At 59.1% G+C, this 18,052-nt stretch carries 14 protein-coding genes; 10 read left to right on the forward strand and 4 right to left on the reverse strand.

All coding sequences use genetic code 11. The features are described 5' to 3' along the window. The first annotated feature begins 27 nt into the window (after positions 1-27). A complete protein-coding gene (locus OQ248_RS25905) occupies positions 28-942 on the forward strand; it encodes a LysR family transcriptional regulator (protein ID WP_265814543.1) in 915 nt (304 codons plus the stop codon). Here OQ248_RS25905 and OQ248_RS25910 read toward each other — a convergent pair whose 3' ends face one another. Next, complete coding sequence (locus OQ248_RS25910; protein WP_007957535.1) at positions 943-1,197, reverse strand: hypothetical protein; 255 nt, start codon at positions 1,195-1,197, stop codon at positions 943-945. 153 nt (positions 1,198-1,350) lie between these two features. On the opposite strand from OQ248_RS25910, the gene OQ248_RS25915 reads away from it, so the two are divergent. Then, entirely contained in the window at positions 1,351-1,668 is a 318-nt protein-coding gene (locus tag OQ248_RS25915; protein ID WP_016982860.1) for a DUF883 family protein, read from the forward strand. 55 nt (positions 1,669-1,723) lie between these two features. Here the strand turns inward: OQ248_RS25915 and OQ248_RS25920 are convergent, their stop codons facing one another. After that, the gene (locus OQ248_RS25920) at positions 1,724-2,755 is read right to left on the reverse strand and encodes an Ldh family oxidoreductase (protein ID WP_265814544.1); all 1,032 of its coding nucleotides are present in this window, start codon (positions 2,753-2,755) and stop codon (positions 1,724-1,726) included. Positions 2,756-2,964: 209 nt separating this feature from the next. On the opposite strand from OQ248_RS25920, the gene OQ248_RS25925 reads away from it, so the two are divergent. Together OQ248_RS25925 and OQ248_RS25930 are read left to right on the forward strand one after the other, a co-directional pair. Beyond that, positions 2,965-7,743, forward strand: coding sequence for a DUF6543 domain-containing protein (locus OQ248_RS25925; protein ID WP_265814545.1), 4,779 nt, complete (start codon positions 2,965-2,967; stop codon positions 7,741-7,743). A 236-nt stretch (positions 7,744-7,979) separates the two neighbouring features. Then, positions 7,980-8,981 carry a FecR family protein gene (locus OQ248_RS25930; protein WP_265814546.1) on the forward strand — a complete coding sequence of 334 codons (1,002 nt, stop codon included), beginning with the start codon at positions 7,980-7,982 and terminating at the stop codon, positions 8,979-8,981. A gap of 57 nt (positions 8,982-9,038) precedes the next feature. On the opposite strand, the gene OQ248_RS25935 is transcribed toward OQ248_RS25930, so the two are convergent. Next, a complete protein-coding gene (locus OQ248_RS25935) occupies positions 9,039-11,381 on the reverse strand; it encodes an acylase (RefSeq protein ID WP_265814547.1) in 2,343 nt (780 codons plus the stop codon). A gap of 419 nt (positions 11,382-11,800) precedes the next feature. Between OQ248_RS25935 and OQ248_RS25940 the strand changes: the two genes are divergently transcribed. From OQ248_RS25940 to OQ248_RS25950, 3 genes are all read left to right on the forward strand, one after another. Then, positions 11,801-13,951, forward strand: coding sequence for an S-type pyocin domain-containing protein (locus OQ248_RS25940; RefSeq protein WP_265814548.1), 2,151 nt, complete (start codon positions 11,801-11,803; stop codon positions 13,949-13,951). Further along, positions 13,948-14,208, forward strand: a complete 261-nt coding sequence (locus OQ248_RS25945) for a bacteriocin immunity protein (RefSeq protein WP_265814549.1) — start codon at positions 13,948-13,950, stop codon at positions 14,206-14,208. The genes OQ248_RS25940 and OQ248_RS25945 overlap by 4 nt, the downstream gene beginning before the upstream one ends. A 302-nt stretch (positions 14,209-14,510) precedes the next feature. Next, positions 14,511-14,888, forward strand: a complete 378-nt coding sequence (locus OQ248_RS25950; protein ID WP_119426197.1) for a fe2+ zn2+ uptake regulation protein — start codon at positions 14,511-14,513, stop codon at positions 14,886-14,888. 18 nt (positions 14,889-14,906) lie between these two features. Here the strand turns inward: OQ248_RS25950 and OQ248_RS25955 are convergent, their stop codons facing one another. After that, positions 14,907-15,095, reverse strand: coding sequence for a hypothetical protein (locus OQ248_RS25955; protein ID WP_119426198.1), 189 nt, complete (start codon positions 15,093-15,095; stop codon positions 14,907-14,909). Between the two features lie 157 nt (positions 15,096-15,252). On the opposite strand from OQ248_RS25955, the gene OQ248_RS25960 reads away from it, so the two are divergent. The 3 genes from OQ248_RS25960 (at position 15,253) to OQ248_RS25970 (ending at position 18,051) form a co-directional block, all read left to right on the forward strand. Then, positions 15,253-15,390 carry a hypothetical protein gene (locus OQ248_RS25960; protein WP_167443772.1) on the forward strand — a complete coding sequence of 46 codons (138 nt, stop codon included), beginning with the start codon at positions 15,253-15,255 and terminating at the stop codon, positions 15,388-15,390. Between the two features lie 264 nt (positions 15,391-15,654). Beyond that, the gene (locus OQ248_RS25965) at positions 15,655-16,908 is read left to right on the forward strand and encodes an MFS transporter (protein WP_265814550.1); all 1,254 of its coding nucleotides are present in this window, start codon (positions 15,655-15,657) and stop codon (positions 16,906-16,908) included. 12 nt (positions 16,909-16,920) lie between these two features. Further along, complete coding sequence (locus OQ248_RS25970) at positions 16,921-18,051, forward strand: acyl-protein synthase (RefSeq protein WP_265814551.1); 1,131 nt, start codon at positions 16,921-16,923, stop codon at positions 18,049-18,051. Position 18,052 lies beyond the last annotated feature (1 nt).

The raw sequence follows: 18,052 nt of genomic DNA on the forward strand, positions 1-18,052 counted from the left end.
ATAAAGCCCTACTCACTGCTGAATGATATGAACCAAATGAATATCGCCACCGTCGATCTCAACCTGCTGAAAGTCTTTGAAGCGCTGCATGAAGAGTCCAGTGCCAGCCGCGCAGCGTTGCGTCTGGGCGTGACGCAATCAGCGGTTAGCGCGGCATTGCGCCGGTTGCGTGAGGTGTACGGCGATCAATTGTTTGTGCGCACTGGTAGGGGGTTGGCGCCCACGCTCAAGGCCAATCAGCTGAAGCCTGTGGTTAGTGATGCCCTGAACAAGTGCCGTCAGAGCCTGGCGATGGTCGATCCGGCGGCCAATCAGTACGACGGGCGCTCGGTCAGTGTCGGGCTGTCGGATGATTTCGAAATCGCCTACGGGCGGCGCCTGATCGAAGAAATCGGTCGAAGGGCGCCGAAGCTGCGGCTGATCTTCCGCCAGACCCACAGCCAGATCGTCGCCCGGGCCCTGATGGAGCGCAGCATCGACCTGGCAATCACCGCCGGCGGGTTCGCCGAGCGGCTGCTCAGCCGTCAGGTATTGGGTGAAGGGGGTTACGCGTGCCTGGTGGATCCGGCGAGCCTTGCGCCCGGCCAGCAGCAGATCGGTCTGGAGGAGTTCGTCACCCGGGAACACATACTGGTGTCCTCGGGCGGTTTTATCGGGATCACCGATGAAGGGCTGGCAGCGCTCGGCTTGAGTCGCCGGGTGTGCGCCTCGACCACGCATTTCGCGGCGTTGCCGCACCTGCTCAAGGGTAGTACGGCCGTGGCGACCATCCCGACCCACGCGGCGCAGGCCATTGCGTCACTGAGCGGGCTGGCCCTGCTGCCCTGCCCGCTGGACTTGCCGCGCTACCCGGTCGAACTGGGCTGGCGCACCAATACCCAGATCGATCCGGTGGTGCTGAAAGTGCGCGAAGCGATTTCCGCCAGTTTCAGGACCGAATGATTACTTGTTGGCCGCCATCAGCCGGTTGACTTCACTGCGCACCATGTTGGCGAACTCCGGCGGCGACATGCCGTCCAGTTCAGCGCGAACGAATTCTGCCCATTTGCCTTTGCGCTTGGAGCGCTCGCCGAACAATCGCGCGGCTTCGCCCTTGGCTTTGCCCAGATTGTTCTGCCAGAGTTCGAACAGTCGGGATTTCTCGTCTTCCAGCGCAGCGCGCTCTGCGAGGGATTTGTCGGCCAGATTGAAACTCATGGGGAATTACCTGCTGCATGAAATGGCGACATCTTACACGCTGGAGGGAAATCTCCGGCGCTGGTTTTTCTTCCTGACAGAAATTCACTGCAACTTTTCAAGCAGCGCCACACTCCATTGTTCACTGTCCATTCACCTGCAAGGAGTCACCCAATGGCCCGCAAAAGCGCCGTTCAAGCCGCTGAAGATCAAATCAAGGATCAAGCGTTCAGCGAACTTCAGGCTCTGATCGAAGAGTCTGACAAACTGCTCAAAAGCAGTGCTTCACTGGTCGGCGAGGAAGCGGAAACCCTGCGCGGACAAATCGCCCTGAAACTGCAGCAGGCACTGGATTCGGTGTCCAGCGTGCGTGACCGCACCAAACCGGCGGTGGATGCCACCGAAAGCTACATCGGTGGCCACCCATGGCAGACGGTGGCGATCTCGGCCGGTTTCGGTCTGGTGGTCGGTCTGTTGCTTGGCCGCCGCTGAGCAAGAACAAAAAAGGCGAGCCATCGGGCTCGCCTTTTTCATGTCCGCTCAATTGTCATTCGCCCGCCAGTTCACGCAACTGCGCCAGGGTTTGCTCGTCCAGCACAATCCCCTCGGCCAATGATCTGGCCCGCTGCAAATGCCGCCGATCACCCGGCAAACGCTTGAGCCCTGCCCCATGCATCTGCCTGACCAGTTCCTGGCTGCGCTCGGCAAAACTCTGCCCGGAAGTTTTGCTCGGGTCGATCACGATCAGCAACTGACCGGTCCACGGGGTCTTGGCCCCGGGATGGTTCTTCCAGTCGAATTCGAACGAGAAGTTGCCACCAGTCAGCGCTGCCGCCAATAACTCCACCATCATCGACAGCGCCGAACCCTTGTGTCCGCCAAACGGCAGCAACGCGCCGCCTTCGAGAATCGCCTTCGGATCGCAGGTCGGCTGGCCTAGGCTGTCCACGCCCATGCCCGACGGCAACTTCTCGCCTTTGCGTGCGGCGATCTGCACGTCGCCGTGGGCGATGGCGCTGGTGGCCAGGTCGAACACGATCGGCGCCCCGTCGGCCCGAGGCGCAGCGAAAGCAATCGGATTGGTTCCGAACAGGGGTCGGTCGGCGCCGTGGGGCACCACGCAGGTCATGCTGTTGACCACGCTCAGCGCCACCAGGCCTTCATCGGCGAACGGCTCCACGTCCGGCCACAGCGCGGCAAAGTGATGGGAATTGCGGATCGCCAATATCGCGATCCCGGCACTGCGAGCCTTTTCCACCAGCAGTGGACGCGCCGCCGCCAGCGCAGGCTGGGCGAAACCGTTACCGGCATCAACACTGACAAACCCTGATGCGACGTCCTCGACCTTTGGCACGGCCTTGCCGTTGACCCAGCCGCTGTTGAGGGTCGATACATATCCCGGGATCCGGAATACACCATGACTGTGGGCACCGTCCCGCTCGGCGTTGGCGCAATTGGCGGCCAGCGTTGCGGCCACCTCGGCCGAGGTGCTGTGACGGATGAAGATCGTTTCCAGCAGTTGAGTCAGCTCGTCCAGGGACACCGTGGACGAGACCGCATGATCGTGTGGCGCAGACATCTGAAGCTCCAGAATAATTATTGGAGGGAACAACAGCGTACGAACTGACGCATCCGGATTAACCACGGGCAGCCAGTGGCCTGTCAACCCTGCAATGCACGCAGCGAGGGTTCCCCGCGCAATACCCTGGTACCACCTTCGCCCGTCTGCGCGCCTTTACCTTCCTGTCTCGAACCTCACCGCACTTTCTATTTTTTCGAGACTTGACGATGTCTGTACCCACCTCTCCATTGCTCTTCCCCGAAGCCCTCGACTCACCGGGCCTATGGCCCGGCTTGGGTAAAACCCATGGCCTGGCAGAAAAGGATTTCTATTGGCTGGCCGACGTCAGGCTGGCGTCCGACGCCCTGCGACGCGAGCAAAAACCGCCCATGTTGGCCGAACGTGTCTTGCTCAATGCCGACAGTCAGAACCCCATTCCATTGCCGGGTGCATTTGTTCTGAGTGACACGCCGTACGACAAGGGCCAGATCCTCTACACCCCGTACGAAGGCATCCGCAGACACCACAGTCGCGCGAACCTGACGGCTCAGTTGGAGGAGCGCCTCAGAACATCCGCCGGTCAGGACACATTGCTGGCATTTCTACCTTTGTCGCACCAGAGACGCCTACAGGATGCCGAGCGTATTTCGGTGACGTTTTCGATCATCGAGGGGGATGTGTTCGAGGATCGCGACGAAACGCTCAGACAAGGGCCGTTGCTCAACGCCCAGGCCATGCTGGACGAACTCAAGAAGCTGCCGACGCTCACGCAAATGCTGGACAGCGCATTGAACGAGTTGCTCAGGCCTCACTTCGGGACGCTGCAACAAAACCGTACAAGCGTCCGCGTTTACACAGCTAGCGACGGAGAAAGCAATCAGGCCCCCACCGGGGATGCCCCCAGGGTCGACACCCTTAGTCTGAGTGAAGCAGTGCTGGTGCATTACCGCCACCAGCGCTGGCCGGGTGCTCGCCTGCCGGAGTTTTCCCATCCAGGCAGGACTCCGGACATACACGATCAGGACCAATGGAGAAATGCCGTCACCCAGGCATCGAGCATGTTGCCGGCCCTGCTATACCGCCAGATGGAACAGTACTGGAACGGCGTGGCAGTCCTGGGATCGACACGCCGCACATTTCTCGCCCGGGTGCTGGAAGACCAGGCCCGCGTCGACTGGATGCTCAAGCGCGAAGCCGGGATCCTCGATGCAGACCAGTTCGACATGCTGCATAAGCTGATCCTTCCCGATGCCGATGGTCGCTCTGCCCCTATAGCCGAGACAGTGCGCCTCTGGGAAAACCCGGCCAATTATGTGGAGCTTGCCGGCTCGCTGATGATCAGTGGCGCCGATGCTTTTCTCTACACGCCTTCTCAGGGTTTGCAGCAGCTCAAGGACTATCAGGACCTGAAAGCGACCCTGCAGGACAAATTCATCGCAGAGGGCCACGAAGACGAACTCTACGCTTTGCTCAGCCTGGACGAGCGCAGCCGCTTCCTGGGCTTCGATCAGCCTCAGGTGTCGGGAGACCGGGTGGCCGGCGAAGTGTTCCGCTTCCTGTGCGAATCGATCATCACCAAGCAACGACAGAACATCGAGTATGCCCTGCAAGTGTTTCGTCTCAGCGACGGCGCGGTGAACCTCCACGCGCTGTTCGACAAGAGCCTGGATATCCGCTCGATGATTCACGAGCGCTTGCAACAACTCGACGCGCAGGGACGCTGGAGCACACAGCCGGTCTGGTCCGGCAGTCAGCAGCCTTCGATCGTCCTGGCCGACAAGGCTCATGGGGCCATCAAGACCTTTCATTCCGTGGAGTCTCCTCTTCTGGAGAGCTTCGACAAGCAGCCCATGACAACCCGGGATGCTCAGCGAGCCTGGCTTGAAAACATGAAGGCGGATCTGGGCCATGCCTGGTTCGTCGGCGTGAACGGTGAAGCCCGACTCAGGGTATCGAGCGGCAGCCTGCCTGACTGGGCACGGGCGGTCGTCGAAACCGTCATCAATGCCGAGCGCCCCAGTCGCCTGGAACGTCGGGCGCTCAACGGTTTCCGACCCGATGGTTATGTCCTTGCCCTTGAGTCTCCCGACGGCAGGACCGTCTGGCCCCTGGCCCATTGCGTTTTGATGACCGAGCGCGGAGGCCTCGACGCCCAGCATTCCGGGCGCACCGTGCTGTGGACGCCAGCGCTGGGACTGGAGGTTTTCGATAACATTGCCATTGCCCGACAGGCACTGAGCCGGCGTTTGCTCGACAATGTTCAGTGCCTTTCACTGCTGGAAAATATTGTTCCCGATCAATACCGCCCCCATCAGCGCTATACCCTTGGACGGTTTCGCATCATCCATCGCAACGTATTGCATGAGCGCATGCAATCGGGCATCGAGCACTATCTCGCACGTTGCGAGCAAGTGCGTCAGCGAGTGGATGACGGGGCCAGGCGAGAAAAGGCATTGTCAGCGCTGCGCAAGATGCCACCTCAAACCAACCTGCGCCTTGCCGGCGAGCATGCCAGGGCCATCGAGAACCAGCAGACGTTTCCTGCCTGGCTGAGCATGGCTCCGGTCAGGGACCAGAAGCGACATGTCGAACTGCTTGAGCGATGGAACCAGAGTGTCATCGAAGACAAGGATTACCTGACGGGCGTTACGCCACTGGCCGAGCATGTCGAACAAGCATTGAAAACTGCGCTCGGCCTTCGTTTTCCGAACGAACATCTCGATCCCCGGCAGATCGAGATCATTCCCGATCTGGCACTCGCTGGTCCGCCCCGAGACCTGGTCGAGTTTGCCCTGAATCACGTCAACGTACTCCAGGGCACGGGGTACAGGGTGGTATCGAAAACCGCCGAGACCCTGCCTCCCGGACTGGATCGCAAAACCGTCGATCAATTGCTGCTGTCGCTGGAGATCCCGGATACCTATGGTCCAAAGGTGGCCGCGGCACTATCGACGCACACGGTTGAAGGTCGTGAACGCAAAAAGCGTTTTTTCCAGCAGATTCCCTGGCAACTGATGCAGCACGCCCATGCTTTGAAGATGCAGCAGCATCTGTCCACAAAAGCCTACGAGCAGATCAGTCAGGGACTGGACATGCCCGATGGCTATGCCCGAACCACTGTGCCCGGTGTCCATGTGGTTGTCAGTCCGTTGGCACTGATCAAGACGGCCGGCGCCAACGCAGAGACCGTACTGGGGATTTACGTCTTTGCTCCGGGTCAGAGGCACAAGGGCCCGCTGGTGCTTTACGCGCCCTATTCCCAACAGCCGTTTCACGAATTCAAGGACGAAAAGGCATTGATCGCGGCGCTGAATACGCCGGGGCCTCTACAGAATCTGTTGCTACGTCGCTTGCCGGCCGGGCGCCAGGCCGTCTTCCGCAGCCTGTTGGCAGATACCGTGGACGAGACCAGCGAAATGACTCTTGCCAGCCTTCCAGTTGAAGGCAACCTGCTGGAACGGTTTTACGACGATAACCTCAAGCTATTGCAGCAGCAGCTTGAATCACAGACCGAGCGTGAAGCGCAGTCTGACTGGGAAACCGCCAAGACCCTGTTCAGCCAGGGTATCAGGCAAGTGTCGGCAACCCTGCAGGGCAAGCTGGCCTTCGTGCCGTTTCTCTGGCGTGCCTATGACGGCTTCAAAGACTCGGCCGAAGCCTTGCAGAACCACCACTGGAAACGGGCTTTGCAGTCCTTTATTGACGGTGGTGTGCAAATGATCCAGATGGCGCTGCTACCGGAAATATCGGGCGCAGGCGCCACAGTCGAACAGGAAGCCGCCATCTCCGACACCAGTGAAGTCGAGCCCTCCTCGTCGATGCGCACCCAGATGCAATCATCGGAAGCCACCGACGTTGCGCTGAAGGATCTTGTATACGGCTCGATCACAGGTACTTACCGACAACCAGACTCCAATCGTGATTATGCCGCCATCGATGGCAAGGTCTACCAAGTCAAAAAACGTGAGCAGGCATGGCAACTGGCAGATGCGGGGAAATACGGCCCGCTGTTTCAAAAAAGTGGTCTGGCAATGGTTCAGATCCCGACTCAGCAAACTGTTCACTACGGCCAGGCTTTCAGAAAACTGGCCGAGCGCAACACCATCTCTCGCCTGCGACGAACGATGTTGAACATCGAGGCTCGCGGCATGGATCAAATTCGCCTGAAGTACCCGGACAAAGCCCGGACCCTGGTGAACGCCATCGACCTCGCCCGACGATATGCGTTCTATTGCCTGCATAACCTGACACCGCTCGGTCGCGGAATAGACAATCTCCGGGTAACTCGCTTCCTTGAGAGTTTTTTTGATGCACCTAGCATCACCGGCGCCATGCTGGCCAAGATCAGCGCGACGATCCAGCCGATCTGCCAGGCACTGGTGGACCCCGCCGATGAACTGCTCGACACCGATCGCTTCGTTGTCGGATCAAACAAGTTCCTGCCTGATGTCATTGCGTTCGTACTGGATGGTGACGCAAAAAAGCTGGTGCATTTCACCGAGCATTTTTTTGACCAGCAACTGGACCAGTTCAAAACCTATTTGCTGGAGCCGTTCGATGTCGATGGTCATGCTCAGGCCTCGACACTGATTCATGAGTTTGCCCACCAGTTCAGCAAGGCGCTGGATATCGCCTCGTTGAGAGCGCGTGAGCCATTCAGCGACCTGATTTCGACCATCACAGCCACCGGCGCGTTACTGTTTCAGGAGCTCGAGTTCGATCAGACGTCTGCATTGTCATTGAACACTCCAAGGGCACAACTGTTTGCGGAATGGAATACGGCACTCAAGACCTGGGTCAGTTTCGACAACATCCCGGACATGCAGCTCATTTCCGAGGAAGTTCTCAAACTGACGGGCAGCAAGACCATTCAGGAAGCGCGTAATGCCTTTCTCGATCAGCAATCGCCAGACGTACGAGTCGACGTCATCCTGCGCAACGCCGACTCAATCGCTCGCCTGATCTGCGAAATCGGCCGACAGCTGGATCCGGTTCAGTCCCCATGAGGCGGGAAGTGCGCGGGCCTGGTGCCTGCGCATTTTTTACGACAGTTCCTTACGACCGTTAATGAGAACAGTGCGCTTTTGATCATTTTTTCACTCGGTTTATGAATACTGTTCTCAATACACCCTGTTTTAAGGGGATGGACAGGGAAAATGGCCCCATTGATGGGAAATCGCCATGACCACGGTTCTCGCCGCCTTCCCGTCAAGGTTAGAATGCAGCAAATCAGGACGAGTCAATGACCCAGAACACCCTCTCCGAAGCCGAATACGATGCGATCACCGATGCCGCCGCGCATTGGTGTATGCGCATGCACGCCGTCGACTGCACCGCCGAGGAGCGGCTGGCATTCGAGCAATGGCGCGACGCGCACCCGCTGCACGCATTCGAATACGAGGCCATGCTGGAAATCTGGGATGTCGCCGAACACTTGCCGCGCCCGGAACCTGCGGTGATCGTACCGATCCGTCCACCGGCCCGGACCTGGCGTCAATATGCGGTTGCGGCCTCCGTTTGCGCGCTGGCAGTGCCACTGGCGGCCTGGACCGGATGGAACCTTGGCTGGCTGCCCAACAGCTATCAGCATTTCGCGGCCACCGACAACGTCCGCCACGTCACCTTGAGCGATGGCAGTCAGGTCGAGCTGAACCTCAATACCGATCTGACCTTCAGCAATTACAAGGACGAGCGTCGTGTCACCCTGAAAAAGGGCGAGGCTTTCTTTGAAGTCAGCCACGATCTGAACCACCCGTTCATAGTGAAGGCGGCCGAAGGCAAAATTCGCGTCACCGGCACCCGTTTCAACGTCTGGATGTATGAAGATCAGGTGAAGGTCAATCTGGTCGAGGGTTCCGTGCTGGTCACCAGCAACACTCAGTTGTCCGGTGATGGCCTGCGTCTGGGGCCTTCGATGCAGGCTCGCTACAAGCATGGCGACTACATGCCGCAAATCAGCCAGACCTACGCCAGCGACACCTCGCTGGCCTGGCGTAGCGGCAAGCTGATCCTCGACAACCTGGCGTTGAACGAAGCTTTGCCGCTGATCAACCGTTATCTGGACAAACCGCTGATGCTGGCCGATAGCGCCACCGGGGCGATCCGGGTCGGCGGCATCTACAACATCAAGGAGCTGAACAGCTTCGCCGGCTCGATGCCCAAAGTCCTGCCGGTGTTCATCACCCGCAACCAGGACGGCAACCCGGTGATCAATCCGATGCCGCAGCAACCGCCAAAAAGCTGAAGGCCGCCCCTTTACGGGAGCGGCCTTCAGTGTTTGCTGTGACATCGTGACGATTGATTACTGCGCCGCCACCTTCCCTGTCTTATCCAGTTCTTCACGCACGCTTTGCACCTGATACTGCGGATCGGCCTTGATCTGCTGTTCGGTGAACGGCAACACGCTCCACTGCTTCTTCGAGAAGGCCTCGGTCTGATCCCGCGAGTACTTCGACGCCGGATCGCTGGACAGCGAGAACGCAAGCAGGCCCTGAGCGTGCGGTCCCTTCTCATCGAACGTCACCACCTGCAGATAACTCGTTCCGCTGACCACTTCGAGTTTGCCGTCCTCACGCGGCACGCTCTGGATCGCGTTGTAGATACCCAGCGTACCCGGGCCGCCATGGATCGGCGTCTGCTGACCACCACTGCTGACCACCTGAACATCGCCCCAACGGGTTTGTGCGGTCAGACCCATTTTGCCCGCCGACTCGGCTGACGCCAGCATCGCTTCGCGCAAAGCCTTGGCCACGTCGGGCTTCTCAGTCGCGAGCCCTCGCGGGGTGTGCTGCGCGTCTTTCGGATCGAATGCGACCCGCCAGACATCCGGAGATTCCTGCAAGGCCTGCATGATGTTCTGGAAATGCACCAGGCCCATTCCCGAATCCAGGTTCGCCCGACCGTCCCAGGCCTTGAGGCTGGAGCACACCGATTTCAAAGCGACCTCGGCGCCGGTTGACGATGCACAGAACTTCAGCAGATCCGGCAGCACCTGAGCGGCCAGAAACACCTGATCATCCATCACCATGTGTTGCAGGTCCTGCACCGACACCGAACCTTTTTTGCTCAGGGTCGCCAGACGATCCAGCGCAAAACGCGAGCGCAGCCCCAGTGGCTGGCCTTCCTGACTGATCAGCGGCGAGAAACCGGTCAGCGGTTGCGCCGGGTTGGCCAGCCAGGCCGAATCATTGGAGTGCTGGACGAAATCCTTGCGCAGCAATTGCGGCAACTGGCTGGACGCATAAATGCCCTGCTGCGCGGCTTGCGGATCGATGTCCCAGGCGCAGGCGCTGTTGGAACCGTCGAGGACAATCATTTGCAGGCCGATGCGCGGGTCGCTGCACTTGGCCAGTTTGTCGGCACTGACGTTCGGCACCACCGACAGGTTCATGTACAGCGTCTGCCCCTTGTCATCCACCGCCAGGGTGTTGACCCACGGGATGCCCTGGATCTTGTGCACCGAATCCTGCAGATCCTTGAGGTTGGCGGCGCGGTTCATCGAGTACCACTGCGTCAGCACGCGATCATTGTCGAGGTTGGCATCGCGCAGGCTGTAGGCGTACTGGTTGTCCCAGTCGAGCTTGCCCGGCCACTGCACGATAGGGCCGAACTGCGAGCTGTAGATATCCCGCGATACCGGTGTCACCTGTCCGTCCGCCTGTTTGACCTGCACCGTCACCGTCTGCTTGTTCAACGGCAACGATTGGCCATCGAGCACATAGCGGGTCGGATCTTTCGGATCGAGTTGCAGGCGATACAGGGTGAAGTGTTTGGACGAGTCAACGGTGTGGGTCCAGGCGAGGTGCTGGTTGAAACCGATGTTGATCATCGGCAGCCCCGGCAGCGCCGCGCCCATCACATCCAGTTTGCCGGGAATGGTCAGGTGCATCTGATAAAAACGCATGCCGCCGACCCACGGAAAATGCGGGTTCGCCAGCAACATTCCGCGACCGTTGAAGGAGCGTTCGCTGCCCACGGCCACCGCGTTGCTGCCGCGGTCCAGGGCGAAACGTTGCAGGCGCGTGGCGGCCAGGTCATAGGCGCGGGCATGGCTCGGGTTTTGCGCAGTGGCTTGCGGCGGTGCGGCCCCGGCCAGTGCCTCGGCGAACTGACCGACGCCGCCCTCGACCAGCAATCGACGCGTCAGCTTCACCAGGTCCTCGGCCGCAATATCACGCACCCATTCGCCCTGGCACTGTTGCGGCAGCCCTTGCTGACGACGCTCGGCCAGATACCGGTTGTAGCCGGCGGCATAACCCTCCACCAGATCACGCACTTCGACCGGCTGCGCCTGCCAGAAGGCACCGACCGCTTGAGGGGTATTGAGCCATTGGAAGAACACGTCACTGACGCGGTTCTCACGTTCTTCGACGGTGAGCTGATCCGGCCCGAAGTAGCGCGACCGCTCGCCATTGACCGTGACGATCTCGTTGGCCAGCAGGCACAGGTTGTCCTGCGCATAGGCGTAACCGATGCCGAACCCGAGGCCGCGTTCGTTTTCCGCGCTGATATGCGGCACGCCAAATCCCGTGCGACGGATGTCGGCCCCGGCCTGGGTGGCAGGACTGAACGCCTGCGCCGACAGACTCAACCCGAGAAACATGCCGGCAAGGGTCAGCCCGGTTAACTGCCTGGAAATAATCACGCTCGCTCCTGATCGAAATACCTGAGAGCGGAGCGCGCCTTGTTCGAAAAGCCATGCGCGGCAGCTCCGCCCTGAAATCACCCACGCGTCCACGCGCAATGAGCCTTTTCTAGAAACGAAACCGGAAAAAAAAAATTTAGGTGGTCACGCCAGCAATCACTGACGGGTAATGGACAGCACCGACAAGAGCACGTACGCAAAGGATATCGTCCGGCCTTATAGGAGCTTTCCTGTTACCCAGAAGAGTTTTCCACGTTATTTCCTCCGTCGCCGAAAACTCCCAATTTATCCAGCGTAAACACCCACAAGTATCTCGGAAACGGCTTCGGTGGCTTCGCTGTACCTTTAACTCGCAACAAGGGAAAAGAAAAAACACTCGGTACTCATCAAGAACGACGCACATTCAAAAGGATATGAATATGCTGCAGAAACCTCCGCCCTGGGAGTGGGACGTCGCCGTCCATACGACGGCTCCTGCGCCACCGGGCTTACCCGTCACGCCCCCGACCGGCACCACATTGCCAAATAGCGGCCCATTTGGACCGCCACGAAATACCCATGCATACCAGCAGGCGCTGCAAGTCTTTACTACACGACTGGACACTGAATATCAGTTAAAAGCCGGGAATATCCCGCAAGCCATAGAAGTGGATCTGGCTGCGGCCCGGCTTGAAGAGTCGATGCATCCATTGCCACCGGCAGCAGCGATTCTGCGGGAACTGGGCGTACGTAGCAGAGTGATCCAGAGGAAAACCGCGGAGCTTCAACACCAGACGGTCTTGTCCCACGGCTTTTACGGCAGTGACCCCACCCACATAACGGTTTACCAGTTTCTTGAACGCGCTCAGGCGCTAGACAGACGCTTGGCGCCTGACGGCCCGGCAATTGCCTTGTGGCGGCAATCGTATCGGGCCGCGTTCGAAGCGAAACTGCTGGCTCAGACGATTGCCGTTTTGCATCAACAACAAGCCAACGTACACAACTGGCTGATTTCCGTTCAGGCCAGTGATCAAGCGCAAGCTGCAGCAGCTGAAGCGGCACGCCAGGCCGCCGAACATGCCCGGCTTTTGGCGCAGCAGCAACATCAGCAAGCACTGGCGGAAGCCGCGCGGCAGCAGCGAGAACAAGAGGAGCAACGAGCCCTAGTACAGCAACGGTTGGCGGCACAAGCTGAAGTACAACGCCTGGCCGTCGAGCAGGCGCGTCTGGCAGCCGAAGCGGCGGCCCGACACCTGGCTGCCGAGCGGATTCGTCTTGAACAACAGGCACAGGCAGCACTGGAAGCCGAGCAGGAACAGAACCGACAAAAGGCTGAAAGAGCCCTTCTTGAGGAGCAGCGCAGGGCACGGCAAAGAGCCCGGAGAAAGAAGAAACGGGAACATCGACGAGCCGCTCGGGCCGAGGCCAGATTTCTCGCGGATCAGGCGCGTGTGCAGGCGCAATGGCAAGCCGAAGCCGTCGCACCGGGGCAAATACCGACATTTGCGAATGTCGGTTCAAGGGCCGCGTTCGGCCCGGTGTTTGCCGGCACGCGAGGCACTGTTGTGACCAGCCGGGCGACTGCGCTGGCGCTCAAGAGTGCATTGCGCACGGCTGTCTCCGTTGCTACGGCAGCAGTCACCGTATCCGCCTCCCCTGTACTGGTCGGGTTCGCTGCACTTTTGCTTCCCTCCCCAACGGGTAATGGCGATCTTTACTCCGCAAGCGTTCCGCTTTCGGAACTTGCCCCGGATGTAACGGCCGATCTTTATGAACGGGCAGCCAGTGGTGGAGAGGTCAACCTGCCATTAAGGCTGGCCGCCAGAACGCAGGGCAAAAAGACAGAAATCGTTGTTGTCAGCACCGACGGCGCCACCGTTCCTGCGAATGTGCCAGTCACATTGGCGCAGTTTGATGCGACAAGAAACGTCTACGTTTCCAGCATTGCCGACGCCAAGGGCCCCGTCCTCACGTGGACGCCATTAATAGATCCACTGAACTCATCAACGGACTTGCCGTTCTCCGATACGGATGTGCCCGTTTACGAAGGCGCGACGATTACCCCGTCAATCGGTCGGCTGGACTCGTTTCCACAGCTTGATCTGTACGGTCTCGGTGGATTCATCACCGTGTTCCCGATCGATTCCGGGATCCCTGCGACATTCACGATGTTCAGGGACCGGCGACAGGATCCCGGTGTGGTCAGCGGGAACGGACGAGCTATAGCCGGGCGCTGGCTGGGCGGTGCGTCGACACCTGAGGGCGCGCCGATTCCCGCACAGATTGCGGATAAACTGAGAGGACGGGAGTTTTCGAGTTTCAGGGCGTTTCGCAGGGCATTCTGGAAGGTTGTGGCAAGCGACGAACGACTGAGTATCGAGTTCAAACGGCTGAACAGAGTCGACATGAGAGATGGGCTGTCTCCAAGTGCCGATCCGGCAGAGCAGGTAGGCAGGCGAGCAAAAATGGAAATCCATCATGTCACGCCGGTCAATGAAGGAGGTGCTGTCTACGACGTGGATAACCTTCGATTAATGACTCCAAGACAGCACATCAATGCTCATTCAAAAAAAGGAGAACGGCAGGAATGATCCTCAAGGACAGGTTCGAACAGTACACAGAAACTGAATATCTGGCGGTCATAGAGCGCCTGTTCCAAGGTAAATTTCGATCAGAAAGAGAACATGATTCTTTCGTCGACAACATCGTCAGTACCTCGGAACACCCAAACGGCACGGGCGTGTTGTACTACCCGGAGGAAGGTGTCGAAGACAGCCCCGCCGGAGTGCTCAAAACCATTAAAGAATGGCGTGAAGCCAACGGAAAACCAGGCTTCAAACCCGAATAACCAGCAGGTCGACTTAACACAAACTTGAAGTGCCATATTTTTTGCCGCTGCCAATGCAGCGGTTTTTTTGGCTCTTTCAGCGAGCCTCGAACGGCCGGGGCTGACCCCATCGCAGCGGACTCACCAGCGAACTCCAATAAATTCTCCGACGGGCACCCGTTTTGAGCCCGGATCACGGAGAAAAGACGAATCAACGACAAATTTTCTACATTTTTCGCTTCATGATTTGTCGGGCTGATACGTCTTGTTTAGAGAGAGCACCCGTAACCCTTCCTGATCAGGCTCTGAAAAGGAGTAATCGCATGTACAACCCGCAACTACCATCGGACGGTAGCCAGGCACCACAAGGAGCTTCCATGGGTTCGCACGCCGGCGTATTCGGACCACGAGTCGAGCGCCACGGCAATGAACGTATTCGCCTGCTGCTCAAGAGCTTCGGCCTGCGCACCAGCCTGATTCGCCTGAAAGTCATCGATGCCCTGCTGGTCGCCGCCGAGAGCGAGCGCAGCCTGGGTGTGCGCGGTGTCCACAGCCAATTGCTGGAACTGGGCATTCCGCTGTCCTTTCTCAGCGTGCGCGAAGTGTTGAAGCGCCTGTGCGCCGAAGGTGTGATCACCTTCAACGCCGACAAGAGCTACAGCCTGCATCCACAGGCTGCCGCCGTCCTCAACAGCGATTGATTCCCTTCTCGAGCGCCGTCAGGGTTTGACCTTGCGGCGCATCACACCGTTGATCACCACCACGACCACCGCCACGCCAATGGCGATGTACTGGAACACTTTTTGGCTGATAATCCCGGCGTTCTGCAGCCAGGACAGGCCGAACATGATCGCCAGCACGGTAAGGGCGATCAGAATCGAGTATTTCAAACGTTGCGACTGAGTCATTGCGAGTTCCTGAAACTTTGAAATGTATCGGGTTTGTATCGGTTTTCATGCCATCGGCATACCGTGTCACGGGGATGCGCCGCTACAAACGGGGTCTCATGTTACAGCCGATGAAGAGTTTTGACTCCATACGGCGTTAACCATGAGGACTTTTGAAATGCTGCGTCGAATCACCTGGCTGATTCCAGTTCTGGCACTGCTCACACTGAGCGGCTGCATCATTTTCCCCCACGGCGGCTGGCATGGCGATCATCGCTACTACGGCGGAGGCCCTGGTTACTACCAACATCGGTAAATCCGACATCGGAAGAGCACTGACAATCGTCTCTTCAAATGCAACATTTGATTGAATGCCTGTGAAAAATGCCCACGAGGATGTGGGCATTTTCCGTATATATCCCGGATCAAAATATCGGAAATTTCGCCCACAGAAGTAAGCAATCTGCCTGTGGCAATGTCCTGCAAACCTGCGACATACATCGTTGCAGCAACGACGTAGATACATACCACCTCTCGCCCCTAGCCTTTGCGCTCTCCCCTTTGAAGGCCACGGAAGCGCATGCAAAGAACACTCATCGATATCTCCCCGCTCAAAACACTTGGCTTCTGTCTGGCCATCACGCTGTTCGAGTGGCTGACCTACATGGCCAGCGACATGATCATGCCGGCCATGCTCACCGTCACCGAAGACCTCGGCGCCGATCCACTGCATATTCCCAACGCGTTCAATCTGTATCTGATCGGAGGCGTCTGCCTGCAATGGCTGATCGGGCCACTGTCCGACCGGTTTGGCCGGCGCCCCGTGTTGCTCGTCGGCTGTGCGCTCTTCGCAGTGACCTGCGCTGCGGCGATCGTCACCCCCGGCATTGAAGTGTTCAACGCATTACGGCTGTTGCAAGGCATGGGACTGGGGTTCGTGGTTGCTGTCAGTTATCCCGTGCTCCAGGAAGTCTTCTCTGAAGCCGATGCCGTGCGGCTGATGGCGCTGCTGGGCAATATCGCACTGCTTTCACCGTTGCTGGGGCCGCTGCTCGGCAGCCTGTTGCTGGAGTGGATGAGCTGGCGCGACCTGTTTCTGGCCCTGGGGCTGGCTGCCGCTATCGCGTGGATCGGGCTCTACACCTGTCTGCCGGAAACCATCGGAGTGGTTCGCCGCGATGGCAGCCAGCAGGCCCCCGCCCCGCTGTCCTGGCGAAAGACCCGTCGTCGCTACCTGGCACTGCTGCGCAACCCCGAGTTCCTTGGAGCAAGCCTTGCGCTCGGGCTGATGAGCCTGCCGTTGATCGCCTGGATCGGGCTCGCGCCACTGTTGCTGATCCAGTGGCTTGGCTTGTCGACGCGAGAGTACGCGCTGTGGCAGATCCCGATTTTTTCGGCAGTCATCGTCGGCAATCTGCTCCTTGACCGGTTGCTGGCCTCGCGCGAGCTGCTGCAATTGATTCGCCTCGCACTCTGGCCGTTTTGCCTTGGGCTGCTGACCTTGCTGGGTGGTGCCCTGATCGGCGTATCCCTCGGTGTGCTGATTGCCGGCCTCGTGCTCTATGCCGTCGGCCTGGGCATGAGCAATGCCGTGCTGTATCGGCTGGCGCTGTTTTCCAGCGATGACAGCAAGGGGCTGGTCTCGGCAGCCGTGGGCATGATCTCGATTGCGGTGATGGGAGTCGGCGGTTCACTCATCGCAGCCATCGGCGGCGGTGCCCACCTCGAATCCTTCGCCCTCTGGGTGGCCGTGGGCGGGCTGTCGAGCCTGCCCTTTTTGTACCGGTTTCTACGAAACGCCTCGGCAGAAACCACTTCCTCGCCACATCTATAACAAGGACGCCTGATGTTCCATTTCCCCCACAGCGACGCACTCTGTGCGTTGACGCTACCCTATTGTCCGGAATCCGTGCCGGCAGGGCTTTTCGATCGGGCCATGGCCGAAATCAGTCGGTTTCACAGCGAGCACACACCCGGTTATGAACACTGGCTGAAGGCCAACGGGTTGACCGTGGCAGACCTGGACAGCCTCGACGACTGGTCGCGACTGCCGCCGATCTTCGCCAGTTTTTTCAAGCAGCAACAACTGCTCAGCCCGACCGGCGCAGACGCACTGGAACTGACATCGTCCGGCACCAGCGGCCAGAAAAGCCGCATGCGTTATGACGAACGCAGTCTGGCCGCCGCTCAATACATGGTCGAACGGATCTTCCACCACTATGGCTGGGACAGTCCGCAAACGCCGTGCAACTACTTGCTGCTGAGCTACGAACCCGAAGCCAGCATCACCCTGGGCACGTCGTTCACCGACCAGTTCCTGTGCCGGTTCGCGCCGGTCAACCGCGTGGCGTATGCCTTGCGCCGGACCGGTGGTGGCCATGAGTTCGACGGCTTCGGCGTCATCTCGGCCTTGCAGTCATTTGCCGAAGAAGGCCTGCCGGTGCGGATCATCGGTTTCCCGGCATTTCTCTGGCAGACCTTGCAACGCATGCAGGCCACTGGCGTGGCGAACCTGCAATTGGCAACAGATTCACTGGTGCTGTTTGGCGGCGGCTGGAAAACCCGTGCGGCGCATGAAATCCCTCGCCAGCATTTGTACGCGCGTATCCATCGGCAACTCGGGGTCGATCTGTCCTGTTGTCGCGACGGCTACGGCGCGGTAGAGCACCCGGTGCCTTACTTCGAGTGCGCTCACCATCATTTCCATGTTCCCGTCTATTCAAAGGTGCTTGTGCGCAACCCATCCGATTTCTCCGTTCTGCCTTACGGCCGGCCGGGGCTGCTGAGTGCGGTCTCACCCTACATTTCCTCGAGCCCGGCCCATGCCGTCGTCATGAGCGACCTCGTCACCCTGCACCCCGGCGCGAGCTGCGGCTGCGGTCTGGACAGCGACTGGTTCGAACTGCATGGCCGTGCCGCCACCACCGCTGGCAGAAGCTGCGCCATGGCGGCTTCCGAACTGCTGGGGAAGCACTGAT

Source organism: Pseudomonas sp. COW5 (assembly GCF_026240005.1).
Classification (GTDB): Bacteria; Pseudomonadota; Gammaproteobacteria; order Pseudomonadales; family Pseudomonadaceae; genus Aquipseudomonas; species Aquipseudomonas kribbensis.